The organism is Halosubterraneus shenae, from assembly GCF_050510935.1.
Lineage (GTDB): Archaea > Halobacteriota > Halobacteria > Halobacteriales > Haloferacaceae > JBDGPU01.
The window spans coordinates 242718-261524 of sequence record NZ_JBNLVO010000005.1; the positions used below are offsets into that span (position 1 = coordinate 242718).

The 18807-nt window shown below is 68.5% G+C and carries 17 protein-coding genes; 9 read left to right on the plus strand and 8 right to left on the minus strand.

The features are described 5' to 3' along the window. Positions 1–12: 12 nt before the first annotated feature. Complete coding sequence (locus ACQE3M_RS12740; RefSeq protein ID WP_430506002.1) at positions 13–351, plus strand: BsuPI-related putative proteinase inhibitor; 339 nt, start codon at positions 13–15, stop codon at positions 349–351. Between the two features lie 39 nt (positions 352–390). Here the strand turns inward: ACQE3M_RS12740 and ACQE3M_RS12745 are convergent, their stop codons facing one another. Continuing rightward, on the minus strand, positions 391–1344 hold the full coding sequence (locus tag ACQE3M_RS12745; protein ID WP_430506003.1) for an NAD-dependent epimerase/dehydratase family protein: 954 nt from the start codon (positions 1342–1344) through the stop codon (positions 391–393). Between the two features lie 124 nt (positions 1345–1468). On the opposite strand from ACQE3M_RS12745, the gene ACQE3M_RS12750 reads away from it, so the two are divergent. Beyond that, a complete protein-coding gene (locus ACQE3M_RS12750) occupies positions 1469–2059 on the plus strand; it encodes a tRNA (cytidine(56)-2'-O)-methyltransferase (RefSeq protein WP_430506004.1) in 591 nt (196 codons plus the stop codon). Between the two features lie 17 nt (positions 2060–2076). Here the strand turns inward: ACQE3M_RS12750 and ACQE3M_RS12755 are convergent, their stop codons facing one another. Genes ACQE3M_RS12755 through ACQE3M_RS12765 form a run of 3 tightly spaced genes read right to left on the minus strand, consistent with a single transcriptional unit; the run spans position 2077 to position 6067 of the window. Beyond that, positions 2077–2838, minus strand: a complete 762-nt coding sequence (locus tag ACQE3M_RS12755; RefSeq protein WP_430506005.1) for a metallophosphoesterase — start codon at positions 2836–2838, stop codon at positions 2077–2079. After that, a complete protein-coding gene (locus ACQE3M_RS12760) occupies positions 2838–4658 on the minus strand; it encodes an RPA family protein (protein WP_430506006.1) in 1821 nt (606 codons plus the stop codon). The genes ACQE3M_RS12755 and ACQE3M_RS12760 overlap by 1 nt, the downstream gene beginning before the upstream one ends. Then, positions 4655–6067: a Single-stranded DNA binding protein gene (locus ACQE3M_RS12765; protein ID WP_430506007.1), complete on the minus strand. Its 1413-nt coding sequence runs from the start codon at positions 6065–6067 to the stop codon at positions 4655–4657. The genes ACQE3M_RS12760 and ACQE3M_RS12765 overlap by 4 nt, the downstream gene beginning before the upstream one ends. A gap of 135 nt (positions 6068–6202) precedes the next feature. Between ACQE3M_RS12765 and ACQE3M_RS12770 the strand changes: the two genes are divergently transcribed. Further along, on the plus strand, positions 6203–6868 hold the full coding sequence (locus ACQE3M_RS12770; RefSeq protein WP_430506008.1) for a 2,5-diamino-6-(ribosylamino)-4(3H)-pyrimidinone 5'-phosphate reductase: 666 nt from the start codon (positions 6203–6205) through the stop codon (positions 6866–6868). A 15-nt stretch (positions 6869–6883) separates the two neighbouring features. On the opposite strand, the gene ACQE3M_RS12775 is transcribed toward ACQE3M_RS12770, so the two are convergent. After that, positions 6884–9205 (minus strand): ATP-dependent DNA helicase, encoded by a 2322-nt coding sequence (locus ACQE3M_RS12775; RefSeq protein ID WP_430506143.1) that lies wholly within the window; start codon positions 9203–9205, stop codon positions 6884–6886. Between the two features lie 129 nt (positions 9206–9334). On the opposite strand from ACQE3M_RS12775, the gene ACQE3M_RS12780 reads away from it, so the two are divergent. Further along, a complete protein-coding gene (locus ACQE3M_RS12780; RefSeq protein ID WP_430506009.1) occupies positions 9335–11560 on the plus strand; it encodes an ATP-binding protein in 2226 nt (741 codons plus the stop codon). Continuing rightward, on the plus strand, positions 11560–11844 hold the full coding sequence (locus tag ACQE3M_RS12785) for a hypothetical protein (protein WP_430506010.1): 285 nt from the start codon (positions 11560–11562) through the stop codon (positions 11842–11844). Before ACQE3M_RS12780 ends, ACQE3M_RS12785 begins: the two co-directional genes overlap by 1 nt. Before the next feature lie 83 nt (positions 11845–11927). On the opposite strand, the gene ACQE3M_RS12790 is transcribed toward ACQE3M_RS12785, so the two are convergent. The 3 genes from ACQE3M_RS12790 to ACQE3M_RS12800 all read right to left on the minus strand — a co-directional run bounded on the left by ACQE3M_RS12790 (position 11928) and on the right by ACQE3M_RS12800 (position 13697). Next, positions 11928–12215, minus strand: coding sequence for an amphi-Trp domain-containing protein (locus ACQE3M_RS12790; RefSeq protein ID WP_430506011.1), 288 nt, complete (start codon positions 12213–12215; stop codon positions 11928–11930). 103 nt (positions 12216–12318) lie between these two features. After that, positions 12319–13125 (minus strand): ZIP family metal transporter, encoded by an 807-nt coding sequence (locus ACQE3M_RS12795; RefSeq protein ID WP_430506012.1) that lies wholly within the window; start codon positions 13123–13125, stop codon positions 12319–12321. A 125-nt stretch (positions 13126–13250) separates the two neighbouring features. Then, the gene (locus ACQE3M_RS12800) at positions 13251–13697 is read right to left on the minus strand and encodes a DUF2267 domain-containing protein (protein ID WP_430506013.1); all 447 of its coding nucleotides are present in this window, start codon (positions 13695–13697) and stop codon (positions 13251–13253) included. 365 nt (positions 13698–14062) lie between these two features. Between ACQE3M_RS12800 and ACQE3M_RS12805 the strand changes: the two genes are divergently transcribed. From ACQE3M_RS12805 to ACQE3M_RS12820, 4 genes are all read left to right on the plus strand, one after another. Further along, entirely contained in the window at positions 14063–16510 is a 2448-nt protein-coding gene (locus ACQE3M_RS12805; RefSeq protein ID WP_430506014.1) for a DNA topoisomerase VI subunit B, read from the plus strand. 1 nt (position 16511) lies between these two features. After that, the gene (locus ACQE3M_RS12810) at positions 16512–17600 is read left to right on the plus strand and encodes a DNA topoisomerase IV subunit A (protein WP_430506015.1); all 1089 of its coding nucleotides are present in this window, start codon (positions 16512–16514) and stop codon (positions 17598–17600) included. Positions 17601–17671: 71 nt separating this feature from the next. Then, positions 17672–18082, plus strand: a complete 411-nt coding sequence (msrB, locus tag ACQE3M_RS12815) for a peptide-methionine (R)-S-oxide reductase MsrB (protein WP_430506016.1) — start codon at positions 17672–17674, stop codon at positions 18080–18082. Between the two features lie 152 nt (positions 18083–18234). After that, positions 18235–18642 carry a DUF7522 family protein gene (locus tag ACQE3M_RS12820; RefSeq protein WP_430506017.1) on the plus strand — a complete coding sequence of 136 codons (408 nt, stop codon included), beginning with the start codon at positions 18235–18237 and terminating at the stop codon, positions 18640–18642. Positions 18643–18807: the final 165 nt, after the last annotated feature.

Sequence of the window (18807 nt, forward strand, 5' to 3'; positions counted from 1 at the left end):
GAGAGAGGAGATATGCTCGAAGCGACGCTGTCCGTCACGCCCGGCGAGGACGCCCTGGAGCTGACGCTCGCGGTCGAGAACGAGGGCGAGGAAGCGGTCGAACTGAACTTCAGCGACGCACAGCGAGCCGAGTTCGTCGCCGCCGAGGTCGACTCGGGCAACGAGGTGTGGCGCTGGAGCGAGGGCCGGATGTTCGGGCAGGTACTCGGCACCGAAGTGCTCGACCCCGGCGACCGGCTCGAGTACGAGGTCGAGTGGCCGGATCCGCCGAGCGGTGCCTATCGCGTGCGTGGCGAGGTCGTCGACGACGAACACCGACCGAGCGCCGAGATGGTCGTCGAGCTGGACTGACGTGACGGCGAAGGTCGTCCCACTCCTCAACGAGTCGGATCAGTCCGCGTACTCGGGCGCGATCTCGGCAATGAGCTGCCGCGTCGCGCGCTCGACGGCCTCGTGGCTCGAGCGCGACGGCTCCCAGCCGAGCGCCGAGAGCTTCTCGATGGAGAGCCGCATCTTCGGCACGTCGCCGGTCCAGCCGCGGTCGCCGCCGGTGTACTCGTACTCGGGATCGAGCCCGAGCTCGTCGCTCACGATGTCGGCGATGGCCGTGACCGACGTGGTCGTGCGCGTGCCGAGGTTGTAGGTGTTGAGGTCGTCTTCGGCGTGCTCGACGACGTGGCGGATGGCATCGACGCAGTCCGTGACGTGCATGTACGACTTCTCCTGGCGCCCGTCGCCGAGGATCGTCAGCGTCGCCGGGTCGTCGACGAGCTTCTCGATGAAGTCCGGGACGACGTTGCCGCGCTGGTGCGGGCCGACGATATTGGCGAAGCGGAAGCACCAGACGGTGAATTCGTACGAGTGCGCGTACGTCGACAGCAGCGCCTCGTCGGCGAGCTTCGAGGAGCCGTAGATGCTGATCGGCTCGAGGGGGGCGTAATCCTCCGGCGTCGGGCGCGGAGCCTCGCCGTACACCGTCGAGGAGGAGGTGAACGCGAGGTTGTCGACGCCGACCTCGTCCATCCGCTCGAGGACGTTGTACGTCATCTCCGTGTTCTCCTCGAACAGCTCGCGGTCGTCGTCGTAGTTCGTGTCGGTGTACGCCGCGAAGTGGAAGACGACGTCGAGGTCTCCGGTGATCGCGTCGGCGACGTCGGCGGGATCGGTCATGTCGGCCTCGACGAACTCGGCGCCGTCGGGCACTCGCTCGCGGTCGCCCTTCGAGAGGTCGTCGGCGACGCGGACGAGCTCGGCGTCCTCGACCAGTTCGGCTGCGAGGTGGCTCCCGACGAGCCCCGCCCCGCCGGTGATCAGCACGCGTGCGTCGGAGAGTTCCATGTGCACCACTTTCCGCGGGGTCGCAAGTGCGTTCTGGTGTCGGGCGAGCGGGCCGATACTCGTGTACCGGACGCGATCACCGCGACTACCGTGTCGAAAGCTCCTAACCCGCGCTGGCCGTAGGGAGCGTATGCAAACTGACCACGAGGTCGCCGTGCTCCGGTACGGACACCGACCGGGCCGCGACGACCGCATGACGACCCACGTCGGCCTGACGGCGCGCGCGCTGGGCGCTGACCGGGCTATTTTCCCGGACAACGCGACCCAGCCTGCCGAGACCGTTCGCGACATCACCGGCCGCTTCGGCGGGCCGTTCGCGGTCGAACTCCGCGAGGACCAGTCGGCGATCGTCCGCGACTGGGAGGGCACCGTCGTCCACCTCACGATGTACGGCCTCCCGGTCCAGGACGTCGAGGGCGACGTGCGCGAGGCAAGCACCGAGGAGCCGGTCCTGATCGTCGTCGGCGGCGAGAAGGTGCCGTGGGACCTCTACGAGGAGGCCGACTTCAACGTCGGCGTCACGAACCAGCCGCACTCCGAGGTCGCCGGGCTCGCCGTGTTCCTCGACCGCCTCTTTGACGGCGAGGAGCTCGACCAGGAGTGGGAGGGCGCCGAGCGCGACGTGATCCCGAAGGCGACCGGGAAAAAGGTCGTCGACGTCGCGGGCGAGGACGTCAACAGGCCTGCGGGCGCGGACGACGGCGACGGCGCCGCGGACTAGTTTTTAAAACGGGCCGCTCAGACGCGCCGATAGTTCCCGAGTCGCGTCCCGTCGAGCAGGTACGCGTCGCCGTCCGCGAGCGCATCCGGGAGGAACGGCGCGAGGAACTCCTGCCCCTCGACGTTGATCCACGTGCCGCCGGAGCGGTCGTTGAACGCCGGGAAGACGACGAGTTCCGGGTCGTTCCACGTCTCGTTCACGTCCGGGCCGACCTCGGCGACGAACGGCTCTCTTTTTAAGGGGCCGCGCAGCCACGCGCGCTCCGTCCGACTGCCGCCGACCGCGTCCTCCAGTTTGACCTGGGGATGCTCGTGGCCCATGCAGACCACGTCGGCGCCCAGCACCTCGGCGTCCGGCCAGGTGTGGCCGTGCACGAACCCGACGTCGCCAATACGCCCGCCGCCGGAGCCGATGACGTCGAGGTCGTCGGCGAACGCCTCCGCGACGCCCGGGTCGTGGTTCCCGACGACGAGCGTGAACGGAACGCGCTCGGTGACGGCGTCGATCAGGGCCTCCAGCTCGTCGCGCTCCTCGCCCTCCGGTGCAGCGATGCGGTGCGCGAGGTCGCCGAGAACGACCAGCCGGTCCGCATCTGTGTCCTCAAGCAGCGAGAGCAGTCGCTCGCGACGGACGGACGCGTTGCTCTCGAGTTCGACGCCGCGCTGGTAGCGGAGGCCGACCTCGATGCCGGCGTGGTAGTCCGCGACGACGAGCGCGCGTTCGTCCGGGAGGTCGGCGACCGCCGCCGGGGCGTCCGGGACGGGCTCGACCAGCGCCATCAGATGGCCTTCAGCGTGCCCTCGCCGGGCTCGTAACACTGCCCGCCCATCAGCGCGTCCTGGATGGCGTCCTCGACCGCGCCCGGATCGACGCCGTACTCGTCGACGACCGCGGCGACGACGGCCTCACGGTCGGCCCCGTCGCCGTCGTCGAGGTCGTTCATCGTGTCGACGACCGCGGCCTCCAGGTCGACGTCTCCGGCCGCGGCCTCGTCGTCGGTCTCGGCTTCGGATTCCTCGACCTCCGGCTCCTCGGCCCCCGGTTCCTCGGCGGCCTCGGCGTCGCCCGTCGCGGGCTCCGGTTCGACCCCGTCAGCGGCCCCGGCGCCCTCGTCGGCTTCCAGCTCCTCCAGCTCCTCGGGGTCGGGCACGTCGATGTCGGCCTCACCGGGCTCCTCGACCTCCGTCCCGGTCGAGAAGTCCGTGCCGAACTCGGACTCGATCTCCTCGCGTTCCTCCTCGTCCAGTTCGTACATGTCCTCGTCGTCGCCGGCCCCGGCACCGATGCCGCCGGTGTCGGTGCCGTCGGTGCCGTCGGTGCCCCCACTGCCGGCGGTGTCGCCGGCGACGGGACCGTCCTCATTCGTCGCCGCGCCCATCTCCGAGCCGCTCTCGGCGTCCGGTTCGGCGACCGACTCGGCGGACGACGGGCTCTCGTCGACGGTTTCGGACTCGTCGTCGAACGATCCGAGGTCGTCGGCGGTGTCGGTTGAGGTTCCCGCCGGTTCCGCGGTCTCGTCGGCCTGGGTATCGGTTTCGAGCTCGTCGTCGAACTCTTCAAGATCCTCCGTTTCCCCCGATTCGGTTTCGGTCGTCGCTTCCGACGTTGCCTGGGACGTCGCAGCCGAAGTCGTATCCGCGGATGCCGTCGCCGACGTTCCCTCGTCCGCGCTTTCCGCAGCAGTTTCCGCCGACGACGGCTCCGTTGGCGACGCTTCCGTCGATGCGGGCTCAGATTCGGTTGCAGTCTCGGCCGTTGCCGTCGCGGGTTCTGCTCCCTTCCCACTCGAGTCCTCGGCTTCGTCAGCCTCGGCCGCTGGCGTCTCACCGGCGACTGTCGGCTCGGACTCGGCGACGGCCGTCTCGTCGACGACGACGTCCGTCTCGGGGAGCGGCCCGAGTTCCGCGGTCCCGCCCTCGTCGGGCGCGAGGTCCGGCGTCCGCACGTCGTCGCGGTCGCCGGCGACGACCTCCAGCGCGTCGACGGCCATCCGCCGGATCGCTTCGAGGTACGCCGGCGACGTGCGGTAGTGGTCGAGCGCCTTCGGGATGCCGGCCGCGAGCGCGGCGGGGGCACCCCCGGTTTCGAGCGCGGCACGCAGGTCGTCGCCGCGGAGGTCCGAATCGAGCGCCCTCGCGAACACCGCGAGGCGGTCGAGCGTCGCCTCGGCCGCCGTGACCGTCCAGCGGTCGCGGGTCTCGGCGTCGACCTCGTTGAGGCTCTCCGGGCGCACGGAGGTAAACACGCGGTCCGAGTCCTCGGGTTCGAAGGTGCGCGCCTTCCCCGTGATCGAGACGAACATCGGAGGGTCGGCCCGCTCGAGGAACGTCTGCTCGTCGGGCTGGTACTGCCCCGCGTAGGTGACGAACGCGCCCGTGGGGTCGACCACGCGCCCGCGGCGCGTGTCGTCGTTGACGCGTTCGACTTCGGTGAGCACGCCGACCGCGAACAGCCGGTTCACGCGGAGGCCGGTCGGGGTGACGACGTAGTTCGGCGCGCGCTCCTCGTCGCTCTCGGAGTAGGACAGCGTCGCGTCGTCGAACTCGGACGCGAAGAGGCGGTACGCGACCTCCCGCGTGCCGGGCCCGTCGTCGCTCATCGGTCCACCTCCTCGGCCGCAGCATTGTCAGCGAGCGGCCCGCCGTCGTCAGCGAGCGGCTTGCCATTGTCAGCGAGCGGCTCGCCGTCGTCGTCGACCGCAACGCCACCGTCGGCGGCGACGTCGACGCCGTCGCCCTTTTCGATCGTCGAGAGCACCTCGCGAGCCTGCTCGGTCGGGTCGCTGGTCGCGCGCTCGAACTCCTCGGCGTCGAGGTTCGCACCGTAGTCGTCGACGGAGAGGTTCCCGCGCACACGGAACGCGTGGCCGACGAGTTTCTCACGGATGGCGTCGGCGACGACTTCCTTGTCCATCGCTTCCTTCGCCGCGTCGAGCGCGTCGTCGACGTCGCCGCCGTAGATCTCGGCGGTGAGCTCGTCGTCGAGGACGACGGTGACGGTGTCGGTGCCGTCGTCGAGGATGGCCTTCACGCGGAGGTCGTCCTCGCCGTCGACCTCGCCGTGACTCCGGCACTGGCCGTTCTGGACGACGCGCCCGCACTCCGGACAGCGCTCGATGAGCCCGGAGCCGTCCCGGACCTCCAGCACGTTGCCCTCGACCTGGACGTCGAACTTGCCCCCGGAGCCGACCGCCTCGGCGACGGAGAGCTCGGGTGCCTCCTCCTTCACGTCAACCGGTTCCGCGAGTGCGGTAACCTCCGTGAACTCCGTGAGGTTGATCGAGGGGACGCCGCGGAACTCGCGGACGTAAACGTCCTCGATCCGCAGGTCGGCGCCGACCTCGAGTTCGGGGCGGGGATCCCAGTCGGTGAAGGGGAGTCGGCCCGTCTCGTCGCCGAGGATGCCCTCGACGATGTCCGTCTCACCATCGCGACCGGAGATCGTCTTCGACTCCGTCTCGAGGACACGCACCTCGACGTTGCGGCCGCGGTCGCCCGCGTTCACGTCGATGAGCGAGCGGTCGCCGCCAACGTCGTAGGGGACCTCGACGTCCTCGTCCGCGATGGCGACGGTCGTCGACTCGTTGAGGTTGAGTTCCGGCTCGCCGTCCCACTCGCGGACGCCCGCGTTGCCGATGGTGAGCGAGTCGCCCGGCTCGAAGCCGAAGTCCTGCCAGGCGGTGTAGGAGATGCGCCCGGTCTCGTCGGCGAGTTCACCCTCGCGGATCTGGATGTCCTCACCCTGGTACCGGATCGTGCGCGTCCCGACCGTGAGCGCCTTCACGGTGACCGTGACGTTGCTGTGCTCGGTCGTCACGTCGGCGACGTCGACGGAGTCGGGTTCCGGCGACGAGCCGCCCGAACCGCCGCCGTGTTTCCGGCGGACGCTCTGTTTGGCCTCGTCCAGCGGCACGCTGTACTCCAGCAGGTTCTCCAGGTCGGCTTTGACCTCCGATTTGTCAACACCGAGGGCGGAGGCAAGCTCCTCGGCATGCTTGTCGATTTCCATCGACCAGGGTTTCGGCGTCATTCCACAAAAGGGTTGCTCGCTGCCGGTCGCGCGGGAGATCCGGCGTCGGGCGTCCCGGAGAGCGGTAGCCTCGAGCACCGAAACGCCCAACCCCGCGGCGGCGGAGGTGGACGTATGCACGTCGTCGTCAACGCGGCACAGAGCGTCGACGGGAAGCTGGCGACGCACCGCCGCGAGCAACTCCGCATCTCCGGGCCCGAGGACTTCGACCGGGTCGACCGCCTCCGGGCGTCGGTCGACGCGATCATGGTCGGCGTCGGCACCGTCGTCGCCGACGACCCGCACCTCACCCTCGACGAGGAGGACCGCCGCGTCGAGCGGCTCCGGAACGGTCGCCCGGGCAACCCCGCTCGCGTCGTCGCCGACTCGACGGGGCGGACGCCGACGGACGCGCGCATCCTCGACGACGCCGCGGAGACGTTCCTGCTTATAAGTGAGGCTACCGACGAGGACCGCCGCGAGGCGCTCGCGGACGCCGGTGCTGACGTTATCGTCGCCGGCGAGGAGCGCGTCGACCTCGCGGCCGGGCTGGACGCGCTCAGTGACCGGGGGATCGACCGGCTCATGGTCGAGGGCGGCGGCGAACTCATCTTCTCGCTGTTCGACGCCGGGCTCGTCGACGAGCTCTCGGTGTACGTCGGCTCGATGGTCATCGGCGGTCGCGACGCGCCGACGCTCGCCGACGGCGACGGCTTCGTCGACGAGTTTTCGGAGCTGGAGCTGACGGGGACGGAACAGCTGGACGACGGGATCGTGCTGTCGTACGACGTTATCGACTGAATCGCTAGTCGCCTTTTAAAAGCGGTCGAGCGCGAACGAGAGCATGTCCGGGCTCACCGGCTGGAACTCCTCGCGCTCGTGTGCCGGGAGGTGTGAGCGCACCGAGTTCCACGAGTCGCGGGCGTAGCGCCCGTCGAGGAACACCCGGACGCCGCGTTCCTCCGGCCCGCGGATCACGCGCCCAATCGCCTGCCGCGCTTTTCGGACTGCGGGCACCGTTAGCGCCGTCTCGAAGCCGTCGCCGAACTGGCGGTCGTAGGCCGCGACGACCGCCTGCGTTCGGGGCTGGGCCGTGTTGATGATGGGGACCCCGCAGACGACGGCGGCGGCGAGGCGGTCGCCGCGGTAGTCGACGCCCTCGGTGAGCGTGCCGCGGAGGCTCGTCACGAGCACCTTGTCCGCGCCCGCGAAGAAGTCGTCCTTCAGCGACTGCGTCTCGCGGTCGCCGCTGGACTCGTCGAGGAGGACCGGCTTGTCGAGCCGGTCGTCGAGCTCGCCGGCCATCCATTCCGCCTCCGCGTAGTTGGGCATACCCACGAGGACGTTGCCGTCCCGCTTCGCGACCTCCGCCGTCGAGTCGACGTAGACGAGCCGCGTCTCGTTCGACTCCCCGGGCGGCCCGCGGTTGCTGTGGGTGAACTTCGGCGCGTCGACGGCGAAGCTCGCGCGGTTCTCCTCCGGGAACCCGAGCCCGTAGGTCCGGTCCACGACCGGGCGGCCCTGGTCCTCGAGGTGGTCGAGCCCAGTCACCTCGCGGAAGACGTCCATCGGTTCGAGCGTCGCGCTCATCAGGACGCCGCCGCCGAACTCGGCGAGTCGGCGGCCGATAGCCTCGCTTGGCAGACAGTTGACCAGCGAGAAGCGGGCGTTGAACGCGCGCCGCCAGCTCTCCGGGGGTTCGGTCTCGTCCCAGGTCCGGTCGAGCTCGATGGAGCGGAAGAACGTCTCGTGGTCCTCGCGGTACCAGGCGTTGATCGTGCGCCCGACGCCGGGCGCGGCGCGCTGGGTGTCCTCGCCCTCCAGCTCGTTAAGCACGCGTTCGACGACGGCGCCGGCTGCCTCCGCGCGGGCCCAGACCTCGTCGCCGTGGCCCGCCTCCATCGCCCACTCGGTGATCTCGTCCTCCTGGGGGGTGTCGGGGTCGCGGAGCGGGAGCTCGGCGTCGTCGAGGTCGGCGAGGTTGGCGCGCCAGTCGGGGCGCTCGCGGTTGAGGTGAGCCTTCACGCGGCGGTCGAGCTCCTCGCGGAGGTCGCCGTAGAAGTCGCGAACGGCCTCGAGCTGGGCGAGCGTCACATTGCTGTCCTCCAGCTCGCCCCGGACGAGGTCGGCGTCGTCCGTGTAGCTCCCCTCGTCGTCGAACTTGAGCGGCTGGATGACGCGCGTCAGTTCGGCCTCGGCGTCGCGGAGGCTCGCGTCGGCGACGGCGTCGCTGACGAGGTCGCGGACGCGCGGTTCGAGCATGTGTGCCTCGTCGCAGACGACGTAGGTCGCGTCGTCCAGCAGCGCGCCGGTCATCGAGCCGGTCGTCACGGGATCGAAGGCGTGGTAGTAGTTCCCGATGACGACCTCGACTTCCGGGACCAGCGCGCCCATCACGGAGTGCGGGCAGGAGCCGTGGCTGGCGGCGAGCTGGACGAGTTCGTCGTCGTCGACGTGGCCGAGTTCGGTCACGTCGAACGGGACCGCCTCCGTCGCGTCGCCTTCGTCGGGCACGTCCTCGAGGAAGCCGGCGTAAAACGGGCAGTACTCGGTGTCGCCGTACTCCTCGGTGTCGGGTTTATAAGGCGTCGGCTCGCCGTCGACGCTCAGGTAGCTGGCGGCGGCCGCGCCGCCCCCATCGGCACCGCCGTCCGCGCCTGAATCAGCGATGCCGACCTGCTGGCTCCGGGCCTCGCTGGCGAGCTGGCTGGCGGTCGCCGGGCCGTCCTCGCCCGTGAGGTTCCGGGTGCGCTCGCGGAGGCCCTCGCAGCGCTCGTAGACGTTCTCACGGTCGACCCCGCCCCGGTTCTCCCGGGCGTACGGGCAGACGTCGGCCTTGCCGACGAGCGTGAGGCCGGAGATCGGCTCGTAGTTCTCCGGCAGGTTCGCGTTGATCGTTTCAAGATCGGTCTCGAACTGGCGGAGCTGCTGCTTGACGCTCGTGAGCACCAGGACGCGCTCGAAGTCGGAGTCAGGGTCGCGGACCCGGTCGAGCCCGGCTGTGAGCGCGAGCATCGTCTTCCCCGTCCCGCAGGCCCCTTCGAGCGCGAGGAAGCCGCCGTCCGCGGCGGCGTCGATGGCGGCGTCGATGCCGTCCGCCTGCTCGGGGTACGGCTCCGGATGGCCGAAGAAGTCCATCCACTCGGCGTCGGTCGTCACTGCGCGTGGCTTGTGCGGTCTCGGGTTTAAACCCTTCCAGCCGGACGGCCCGACGGCCCGGACCCCAGGGCGAAACTCTTTGAGGCACCGGCGGCACGATTGGGGTAGATGAGCGACGACGAGACGATCCACGTCGCGGACGTGAGCGAGGGGGTCGGCGGCGACCCCGACACCGAGCCCGGCGATCCGGTCGACGTGCCGGTCGTCGAGCTGCTCACCGGCCGCGGCTTCGTCACGGGGAAGTCGGGCTCGGGCAAGTCGAACACGGCGTCGGTGATCATCGAGAACCTGCTGGACAACAACTTCCCGGTGCTCATCGTCGACACCGACGGCGAGTACTACGGGCTGAAGGAGGAGTACGAGATCCTCCACGCCGGCGCCGACGAGGAGTGCGACATCGTCGTCTCGCCCGAGCACGCCGAGAAGATCGCGACGCTCGCCCTGGACCAGAACGTCCCGATCATTCTCGACGTCTCGGGGTACCTCGAGGAAGACACGGCCAACGAGCTCCTGCTGGAGGTGGTGAAACACCTCTTCGCGAAGGAGAAGAAGATGAAGAAGCCGTTCCTGCTCGTCTTAGAGGAGTGTCACGAGTACATCCCCGAGGGCGGCGGGATGGACGAGACGGGCAAGATGCTGATCAAGGTCGGCAAGCGCGGGCGGAAACACGGGCTCGGCATCGTCGGCATCAGCCAGCGCCCGGCCGACGTGAAGAAGGACTTCATCACCCAGTGCGACTGGCTCTGCTGGCACCGGCTCACCTGGGACAACGACACGAAGGTCGTCAGCCGCATCCTCGGCTCCGACTACGCCGACGCCATCGAGGACATGGACGACGGCGAGGCGTTCCTGATGACCGACTGGGACGAGTCGATCCGCCGGATCCAGTTCCACCGCAAGCAGACGTTCGACGCGGGCGCGACGCCCGGCCTCGACGACTTCGAGCGCCCGGAGCTCAAGTCCGTCTCCGGCAACCTCGTCGACGAGCTCGAGACCATCTCCGAGGAGCAAGAACGCCACGAGTCGGAGATGGCGGACCTCCGGCAGGAACTCGACAAGAAGCGCGCGAGGATCAACCAGCTCGAGCAGGAGCTGGAGGACGCGCGCGACCTGAGCAACATGGCCGACCAGTTCGCGCAGGCCCTGCTCGGCCGCGCCGAGGCCCCCTATCGCGGCGGGAGTGGCGGCCAGCCCGCGAGCCCCGCCTCACAGGACCAGGCCGCGCTGGACCAGTACGACGACGGTGCGGAGGACGGCACGAGCCCGGACGGGACCGGCGACGCAGCCGACGCCGATGCCGAGGCCGACGCGGACGCCGGCAACGCCGATGTTGACGACGCGGTCGACGTCGGTGCCGACGACGAGTCCGGCGCCGAAGACGCGCCGGATGTTCCGGACGCTGATTCCGACGCCGCCGACACCGACCGCGACGACGTCGACCCCGTCACGCGCGCGGACGTCGCCGAGGAGGCGCTCCGCTTCGACGCCGAGATGGAGCTCGGGACGCGAGCGGCCGTCATCGAGGAACTCCGGGAACGCGTGGCCGAACTGCCGGAGATGTCGACCGCGATGCTCCGCCACTATCGACGCCAGGGTGCCAGCGAGCCCATCGCGGCCCACATTGACGCCGGCGGCGACGGCGACGCGGAACACGCGTACGCGCGCCACCGACCGATTCGAAAGTCGGGGCTCATCCGGCACGCCGACCGCGGGCAGTACGAGTACGCCATCCCGGCCCTCATCCGCGAGGCGTACGCCGACCGACTCGGGGAACCCGAGGTGGCCCAGATGGTCGCCGAGGTCGAGGAGGCGTTCGTCCCGCCGGGCGAACTGGACTACCCGGACGAGGATCCGATGATCACGCGGAACGGCGAGCCCGCACCGCCGACCGACGCTGCGTCCGGGGCGTCGATGGCCGCCGAGGCTGCCGCGAACGACGACGGGAGCGAGAGCGACGGCGACGGCGGCGAGGGCGGAGACAGCAGCGACGGCGGCGACGACCCCCTCGAGGGGGTCGACCGCGACAGTATCGAGGTCGACGAGTTCGCCGGCCACGGGCTCAGCGAGACCGCCAAGAAGTTCGCCAGGGCCGCGACCGGGCGGGACCCGTACTCGGACGATGGAGCGGAATCGACGCCCGCGGGAGACGTCGATACCACGGCCGGGACGGCCACGGCGAACGACGCGACCGACGCCAGCGATGCGAGCGGATCTGACGACGCCAGCGACGCCAGCGACGCCAGCGACGACGGCGACAACGGTGACGACGAGTTCTCCCACATCATCGATCCGGACGACGACGCCGTGTTCGTCGACTCAGACGGAACCGACTGATGACCCTGAAGCTCCCGGAGGTCGCGGAGGGGCGGTACGAACTCGCCCGACACGCCCACGTCATCGTCTACGAGGCCAAAGACGGCGGCGAACACGTCACGATCTACGACTGCGGTGCGGCCCAGAAGCCCCCATCCGCGCAGTTCAACGGCCATCTCGTCCGGGTGAAGGCCGACCACGCGCTGGAGCAGTCGCCGACGGGCTACGTCGCGAAACTGCGCGAGCCCGCCGTCCTCGTCGACCAGGGCGAGGACCACTGGGTCATCGAGCCGGCGTCGCCATAGCGCGGTGAAAAAACGGCATCAGCGTCGCTGCGGTCGGGAGCCGGTATCAACGTCGCTGCGGTCGACGGGCAGCGTTCGACTAGTTACTCGATCTCCAGCGTCCCGCTTTCGCCGGCCTCCTCGCCGGCGTTCTCGTCCCATTCGAGCTCGAACTCTATGCTCAGTTCCCCGGGCCCGTCCGCCGGACCTTCCCGTTCGGCCTTCACCTCGAAGGTCGGTCGGGATGGCGGGGTTAGCGTCACGGACTCGCTGCCAGCCTTCAGGGTAACCTCGCCGCCATCGTCGAGCTTGTCGGCAACGGTCCGGAGATACGAGGCGATCTCCGCACGAGACTGGTCGCTTTCCGAGTTGAAGAGCACTTTTTCAGGCATAGCGGACCATACGACGCCCCGGGCGAAAAGGGTATCTGCTGACTACGGTGAGAGGTCGGCGGATGCCGACGGTCGAACGCGTGGGGAGCGCACCGTGAGAGCCTCAGACGACCACGACGGTGTCGACGACGATCAGGACGACGAACCCGACGAGGAACGAGGCGGTCGCGGCGTCCGGGTGGTCGACGGCGGAGGGGATCATCTCCCGGAAGACGACCGCCAGCATCGCGCCGGCCGCGAACCCGGCGGCGACGGGGAAGAGGCCGGTCGCGACGGCGACGAGCGAGAACCCGAACAGCGAGGCGAGCACCTGGGGGACAAGCCCGGACAGGGTCGTGTAGAGGAGGACTCGCGGACTCGACATGCCGGTCTCCGACATCGGGACCGCGAAGGCGAAGCCGTCCGGGACGTTCTGGAGCCCGATGATCACCGCGAGCAGCATCGCGACCTCGTCGATACCGGCGGCGAACGCGACGCCGATGGCGAGGCCCTCGGGCGCGTTGTGGAGGGTGATCGCCCCGCCGATGAGGAGGGCGCGCCGTGCGCGGGTCGCGAGCTCCGGCGATTCGGCTTCGGCTTCAGTGTTGGCATCGGCGTCGCCCTCGGCGCCACCCTCGGCGCGCCACTCCTTGACGTGCGCGTGGACGTGCGGGATCACCCTGTTGCCGACGAGCAGCATGAAGCCGCCGATGAAGACGCCGATCATGACCGCGGTCAGCGTCCCGTCCTCCATCCCCGGAATGATCAGCCCGAAGACGCTCGCGGCGATCATCATCCCAGCGGCGAGCCCGAGCGCGCTGTCGTACACCCGGGGCGTCACCTGGCTGGTGAAGAAGACCGGCAGGGCGCCGAGACCGGTCGCCGCGCCGGCGACGGTCGTCACCAGCAACATCGTCCCCAGAGAACTCATTGCTTCCCGTTGAGTGACTCAGTTCTTAAAAGCACGTTTCCGACGGTCGATGGCTCTCGACCCACGTCTGCCAGCGAAAAGGACGCGAGGTGGATGGCGGGACGATGGGCGCGGTGTCGGCCTCCCTACTCGATCTCTTCCCAGGGAGTCTGATCGGCGTGGACGAACTCGAAGAGGTCGTCGTAGTCGTCCGGGAGCTGGCCCTCGAGGTGAGACTCCTGCCCGGCGGGGAGCTGGTCGACGACGAGCGCAACGATAGCCTTGGACGCGAAGTCGGCGTCGGCCATCTCCATCTCGCCCGATTTCCCGAAGTTGTACGGGATGTCCTCGTTGTTCGCTCGCTCGACGACCCGTTCCAGGAACTCCTGGTAGTCGAAGCGCTGTCCGTGGTCGCCCTCGACCACGTAGCGGTCGATCTCCATCGGGAGCGGGCTCGCCACGTCGGACGCGCCGCCCGCATCGAGTCGGTCACCGAGCGTGGTGAGAACGGCCCGGGTCGCACGGACTGCCCGTCCCTGCGAATCGGCTTCGAGTCGGTGCTGCACCTGACCAGTGAATTCCTTGAAATTCATAGTGTGTCTCCCGCGACGGCTCGGTGTCCGTCGTGCGGTTCAGCCCAACCGACACCCGGTTGACGGGTAAAAATCACGGCCAATTCCGGGTCGTCCCGCCGACAGCGACACTGACCGTTCGCTGTCCAGCGAATTCATCGCGACGCAACGCCGGAAACGCGCAGCGGGGCGACCACGCGATCGCGGCAGCGTTTGTGGGCTATCGATGGTGGCTGCGGGCCGGGGCCCGGTCCGAATGAATGGACGAAATCGCCCGTTTTCGACCGCTTCCAGCCGTCTCCACGGGGCGACGCCGTCGGGCGTTTCACTTCCACCCCGCTGGCGGAGGGGTTTTAAGCCCATAACGGGTAACGTTCTCCCACTGAATGACGTCCTTCCAGTCGACGATCGGCGACGAGGAGGGGATCGCCGAGGAGCTGGCCGAGAGCCAGCGACAGATCTCCATCGCCGAGTTCTTCGAGAAAAACAAGCACATGCTCGGGTTCGACTCGGGCGCCCGAGGAATGGTCACCGCCGTCAAGGAGGCGGTGGACAACGCCCTCGACGCGGCCGAGGAAGCCGGCGTCCTCCCCGACATCTACGTCGAGATCGAGGAGGCCGGGGACTACTACCAGGTCACCATCGAGGACAACGGGCCGGGCATCACCAAGGAACAGCTGCCGAAAGTGTTCGGAAAGCTCCTCTACGGCTCGCGCTTCCACGCCCGCGAACAGTCGCGCGGGCAGCAGGGGATCGGGATCTCCGCGGCCGTCCTCTACTCGCAGCTCACCTCCGGGCAGCCCGCGAAGGTTACCTCGCGGCCCCGCGGCCAGGACCGGGCGCAGTACTTCGAGCTGATCATCGACACCGACGAGAACGAGCCGGAGATCAAGTACGAGGAGGAGACGACGTGGGACCGGCCCCACGGCACGCGCATCGAGCTCGAGATGGAGGGGAACATGCGCGCCCGGAGCCAGCTCCACGACTACATCCGGAGCACGGCCGTCGTCAACCCGCACGCGCGCCTGGAGCTGCGCGAGCCGGGGCTCGACGAGCCGATGAAGTTCGAGCGCGCCACCGACCAGCTCCCGGACGAGACCGAGGAGATCCGGCCGCACCCCCACGGCGTCGAGCTGGGGACGCTGATCAAGATGCTGGAGTCGACGGAGTCGTACTCCGTCTCCGGCTTCATGCAGGAGGAGTTCACGCGCGTCGGTCGGAAGACCGCGGACTCCGTCATCGACCACTTCCGCGACCGCTACTACGGCCGCGAGATGGCCTGGTCGCCGCCCGCGGCCCACGAGGACGCCGACGTCGCCGAGGCCATCCGCGGCGCCGTCTCGAACAAGGGCGCAGACGCGACGGACGCGTTCGCGACCGACGTCGCCGACACCGTCGGCAACAACGAGGACGTCAGCCACCACGAACTGCGCGAGATCGTCGACAACGTCGCCGACTCCGTCGAGGACGACACCGGCAAGACGTTCGGCGCGACGGTCCGTGAGAACGCGACCGCGGCCGCCTGGGCCGAGATCGCCGGCTTCGAGGCGCCCGCCGATCCCGCCGGCGACGACGTCCCCGACGTCGACGAGGAGCGCCTCGCGCCCGACCTGTACGCGGTCGTCGACGACGCGACGAGCACGCGGAAGGACGACGAGACGGTCCAGGCCGTCGCCGACGCGCTGGCGTTCCGCTTCGCCGCGCTCGAGGGCGTCGCGTTCCGGATCTCTCACGACGACCTGGAGCGACTCGTCGCCGACGCCGCGGACTACGTCGCCGAGCAGCACGACGCGACCTTCGGCGATACGGCCCAGGAGAACGTCGTCGAGACGCTCTGGTCGACGATGGAGACCGTCCCGGACGAGGTCCCGAAGGTCGCCGACGTCGCAACCGACCGCGACGCCGCAGCCGACCTGCTGGAGGCCATGCGCCGGACGGACATCCTCGCGCCGCCGACGGACTGTCTCGCGCCGATCACCGAGGATCTCGTCGAGGCCGGCCTGAAGAAGGAGTACGACGCGGACTTCTACGCGGCCGCGACGCGCGACGCCGAGGTCCACGGCGGCGACCCCTTCATCGTCGAAGCCGGCATCGCCTACGGCGGCGAGATCGAGGACGGGAAAGCAGAGATCCTGCGGTTCGCCAACCGCGTGCCGCTCGTCTACCAGCGCGGCGCCTGTGCGACGACCGACGTGGTCAAACAGATCGGCTGGCGGAACTACGGGCTCGACCAGCCCGGCGGGAGCGGCACGCCGAACGGGCCGGTCGTCATCAGCATCCACGTCGCCTCCACGAACGTGCCCTTCACGAGCGAGTCGAAGGACGCCCTCGCGAATATCCCGGAGATCGAAGACGAGATCGAGCTCGCGATCCGGGAGGCGGCCCGCGAGCTGAAGTCGTTCCTCAACAAGCGGCGGTCGATGCAGAAGCGCCGGGAGAAGCAGGACGTACTCGGCCGGATCCTTCCGGAGATGGCCGACAAGGTCGCCGAGGTCGCCGGCGAGGAGCGCCCGAACATCGACTCCGCGATGGCCCGGATCATGAACAACGTCACCGTCGAACGCGAGCGCGACGGCGACGCGGTCGAGCTGGTCGTCGAGAACCACTCGGACCGCTCGGCTGACCTCGAGGTCACCGAGATCGTCAGCGAGGAGCCGACCGGCCTCGGCGACGGCGCCACCGTCGTCGACATGGACGACGAGTGGTTCATCCAGTGGAAACCGACGGTTTCCGCCGGCGACGAGGCGGAACTCAGCTACGAGGTATCGACCGACGCCGACTGCGACGTGAGCGTCAGCGGCGTCGAGGACGAACGACTCACGGTGGACGCCTAACATGAGCAAGAACGAAGCCCAAGCCCGAGAGGAGCTGATCGACCTGGCGGCGGACTTTTACGACCAGTTCGCCGGCGGCGAAATCCCCGAGATGGAACTGCCGACGCGGACGAAGAGCAACATCGTCTTCGACGAGGACAGCAACGTCTGGGTGTACGGCGACCGCACCTCCAAGCGCTCGGCCAACTCCGTCAGCGGCGCGCGGAAGCTGCTGAAGGCCGTCTACACCATCGAGTTCCTCTCCGACCAGCTGGAGGAGGGGCGCTCGTCGACGCTGCGAGAGCTGTACTACCTCTCGGAGTCATGGGACAACGAGGAGGCCCAGTTCAACAGCCAGGACGAGTCGAACCAGCTCGTCGAGGACCTCGAGATCGTCTCCGGGGTCACCCGCGAGGACTTCCACATGCGACCCGAGGAGTCCGGCGCGACGCTGATGGGCCCGCTCGAACTGCGCGAGCAGACCCGCCGCGGCGAGCGCGAGATCCACTGCCAGGAGGACGTCGGGGAGGGCGGCTATCAGATCCCGAACAACCCGGACATGATCGACTTCCTCGACCACGACATCGACTTCGTCCTGGCCGTGGAGACCGGTGGTATGCGCGACCGCCTCGTCGAGAACGGCTTCGACGAGGAGTACAACTGCCTCGTCGTCCACTTAAAAGGCCAGCCGGCGCGGGCGACCCGCCGCATCACGAAGCGCCTCCACGACGAGCTCGACCTGCCCGTGGTGGTCTTCACAGACGGTGACCCGTGGTCGTACCGGATCTACGGCTCCGTCGCCTACGGGTCGATCAAGTCGGCCCACCTGTCCGAGTACCTCGCGACGCCGAAAGCCGACTTCGTCGGCATCCAGCCGAAGGACATCGTGGAGTACGACCTGCCGAGCGACCCCCTCGGGGACTCGGACATCAACGCCCTCGAATCCGAGCTAGAGGACCCGCGCTTCCAGACGGACTACTGGGAGGAGCAGATCGAGCTCCAGCTCGACATCGGGAAGAAGTCCGAACAGCAGGCGCTCGCGAGCCGCGGTCTCGACTTCGTGACCGACACGTACCTGCCCGAGCGGCTCGACGACATGGGCGTGCTGTAGCGGAAGAGACAGCACCCAGCGACCCCCTTTTCCGGCGGAAACGGTTTCCGCGCGCAACCCCCAGTACGCGTATGAGCGACAGCGAACCCGTCGAGAGCCCGGCGGAGAAGTCCGACGCGGAGTGGCGCGAGGAGCTGACCGACGAGGAGTACCGCGTGCTGCGCGAGAGCGGCACGGAGGCGCGCTTCTCCGGCGACTACGTCGACCACGACGAGGAGGGCGTCTACCGCTGTGGCGCCTGCGGGACCGTCCTCTTCGAGTCGGAGACGAAGTACGACTCCAGCTGCGGCTGGCCCGCCTTCTACGCCGCCGAGGAGGAGTCGATCACCCGCGAGGTCGACAAGAGCCACGGGATGACCCGCACCGAGGTGAAGTGCGCGAACTGCGACTCCCACCTCGGCCACATCTTCGACGACGGCCCCGAGCCGACCGGCAAGCGGTTCTGTATCAACTCGGTCGCCATCGACTTCGACGAGGAGTAACCCGGTAGTACCGACGTCGTTGGCGTCGCCGTCGCAGCTGCCGTTGGCGACGCGGCTGGTTTCCAGTTAGAGACCGGTTAAAACGACCATTACAGGCCCGAGAACCAACTACTGCCCCAAATCGGAAGTGGGAGCGCTTCGCTCGATTGTACATGGTCGAGAATCGGCATCGGGCCTTACACCAGTTCGTGATGGAGCGAGCGGGTGACTCGTACCGGACGGCGTTCTATTATCACGCCGATGGGTGGGAAACGCTCCACGTGCGGGAGGACGTGGCCACGGAACAACTGGAGGAATCGGTTCCGAAGGCGGTCGAACGCGCACGAGAAAAACGCGCGTTCCTTCGCGGGGAAGAATATCCGCCGCTCGGTGACACGACGGCGACGACCGAAGTCCACGAGAACGGCGTCATCATCCACTTTCCCGAAAAGGACCGCGAAGGGGTGCTGATTTCTCTCGACCGCGATGCAGCACAAAAATTGGCGTCATTCGTCGACCAGGCGATCTCGGTTCTGGAAACGCACACTTCGGAGTATCGGACGGAGTCCGTGACCGATTGACGCCTGCACTGCCCCATTTAAAAGGGAAGCTTCGTCATACTCCAAAACAGCCTGTCCAGCGACGAGTAGTGACAGCGAGCCCGCCGTCGCGGCAGCCGTCCGAAATAGCACTCCGCCCGACACGACGGTTCCTCGACTGAAGGCCAAAGAGGTTTCAGCGGTCGC

Bases quoted from the DNA above. Each gene is read 5' to 3' on its own strand.
- ACQE3M_RS12820 (WP_430506017.1), top strand. From the start codon at position 18,235: ATGGTCGAGAATCGGCATCGGGCCTTACACCAGTTCGTGATGGAGCGA.
- ACQE3M_RS12780 (WP_430506009.1), top strand. From the start codon at position 9,335: ATGAGCGACGACGAGACGATCCACGTCGCGGACGTGAGCGAGGGGGTC.
- ACQE3M_RS12785 (WP_430506010.1), top strand. From the start codon at position 11,560: ATGACCCTGAAGCTCCCGGAGGTCGCGGAGGGGCGGTACGAACTCGCC.
- msrB (WP_430506016.1), top strand. From the start codon at position 17,672: ATGAGCGACAGCGAACCCGTCGAGAGCCCGGCGGAGAAGTCCGACGCG.
- ACQE3M_RS12765 (WP_430506007.1), bottom strand. From the start codon at position 6,067: ATGGAAATCGACAAGCATGCCGAGGAGCTTGCCTCCGCCCTCGGTGTT.
- ACQE3M_RS12750 (WP_430506004.1), top strand. From the start codon at position 1,469: ATGCAAACTGACCACGAGGTCGCCGTGCTCCGGTACGGACACCGACCG.
- ACQE3M_RS12770 (WP_430506008.1), top strand. From the start codon at position 6,203: ATGCACGTCGTCGTCAACGCGGCACAGAGCGTCGACGGGAAGCTGGCG.
- ACQE3M_RS12760 (WP_430506006.1), bottom strand. From the start codon at position 4,658: ATGAGCGACGACGGGCCCGGCACGCGGGAGGTCGCGTACCGCCTCTTC.
- ACQE3M_RS12775 (WP_430506143.1), bottom strand. From the start codon at position 9,205: ATGGACTTCTTCGGCCATCCGGAGCCGTACCCCGAGCAGGCGGACGGC.
- ACQE3M_RS12800 (WP_430506013.1), bottom strand. From the start codon at position 13,697: ATGAATTTCAAGGAATTCACTGGTCAGGTGCAGCACCGACTCGAAGCC.
- ACQE3M_RS12740 (WP_430506002.1), top strand. From the start codon at position 13: ATGCTCGAAGCGACGCTGTCCGTCACGCCCGGCGAGGACGCCCTGGAG.
- ACQE3M_RS12810 (WP_430506015.1), top strand. From the start codon at position 16,512: ATGAGCAAGAACGAAGCCCAAGCCCGAGAGGAGCTGATCGACCTGGCG.
- ACQE3M_RS12795 (WP_430506012.1), bottom strand. From the start codon at position 13,125: ATGAGTTCTCTGGGGACGATGTTGCTGGTGACGACCGTCGCCGGCGCG.
- ACQE3M_RS12790 (WP_430506011.1), bottom strand. From the start codon at position 12,215: ATGCCTGAAAAAGTGCTCTTCAACTCGGAAAGCGACCAGTCTCGTGCG.
- ACQE3M_RS12755 (WP_430506005.1), bottom strand. From the start codon at position 2,838: ATGGCGCTGGTCGAGCCCGTCCCGGACGCCCCGGCGGCGGTCGCCGAC.
- ACQE3M_RS12805 (WP_430506014.1), top strand. From the start codon at position 14,063: ATGACGTCCTTCCAGTCGACGATCGGCGACGAGGAGGGGATCGCCGAG.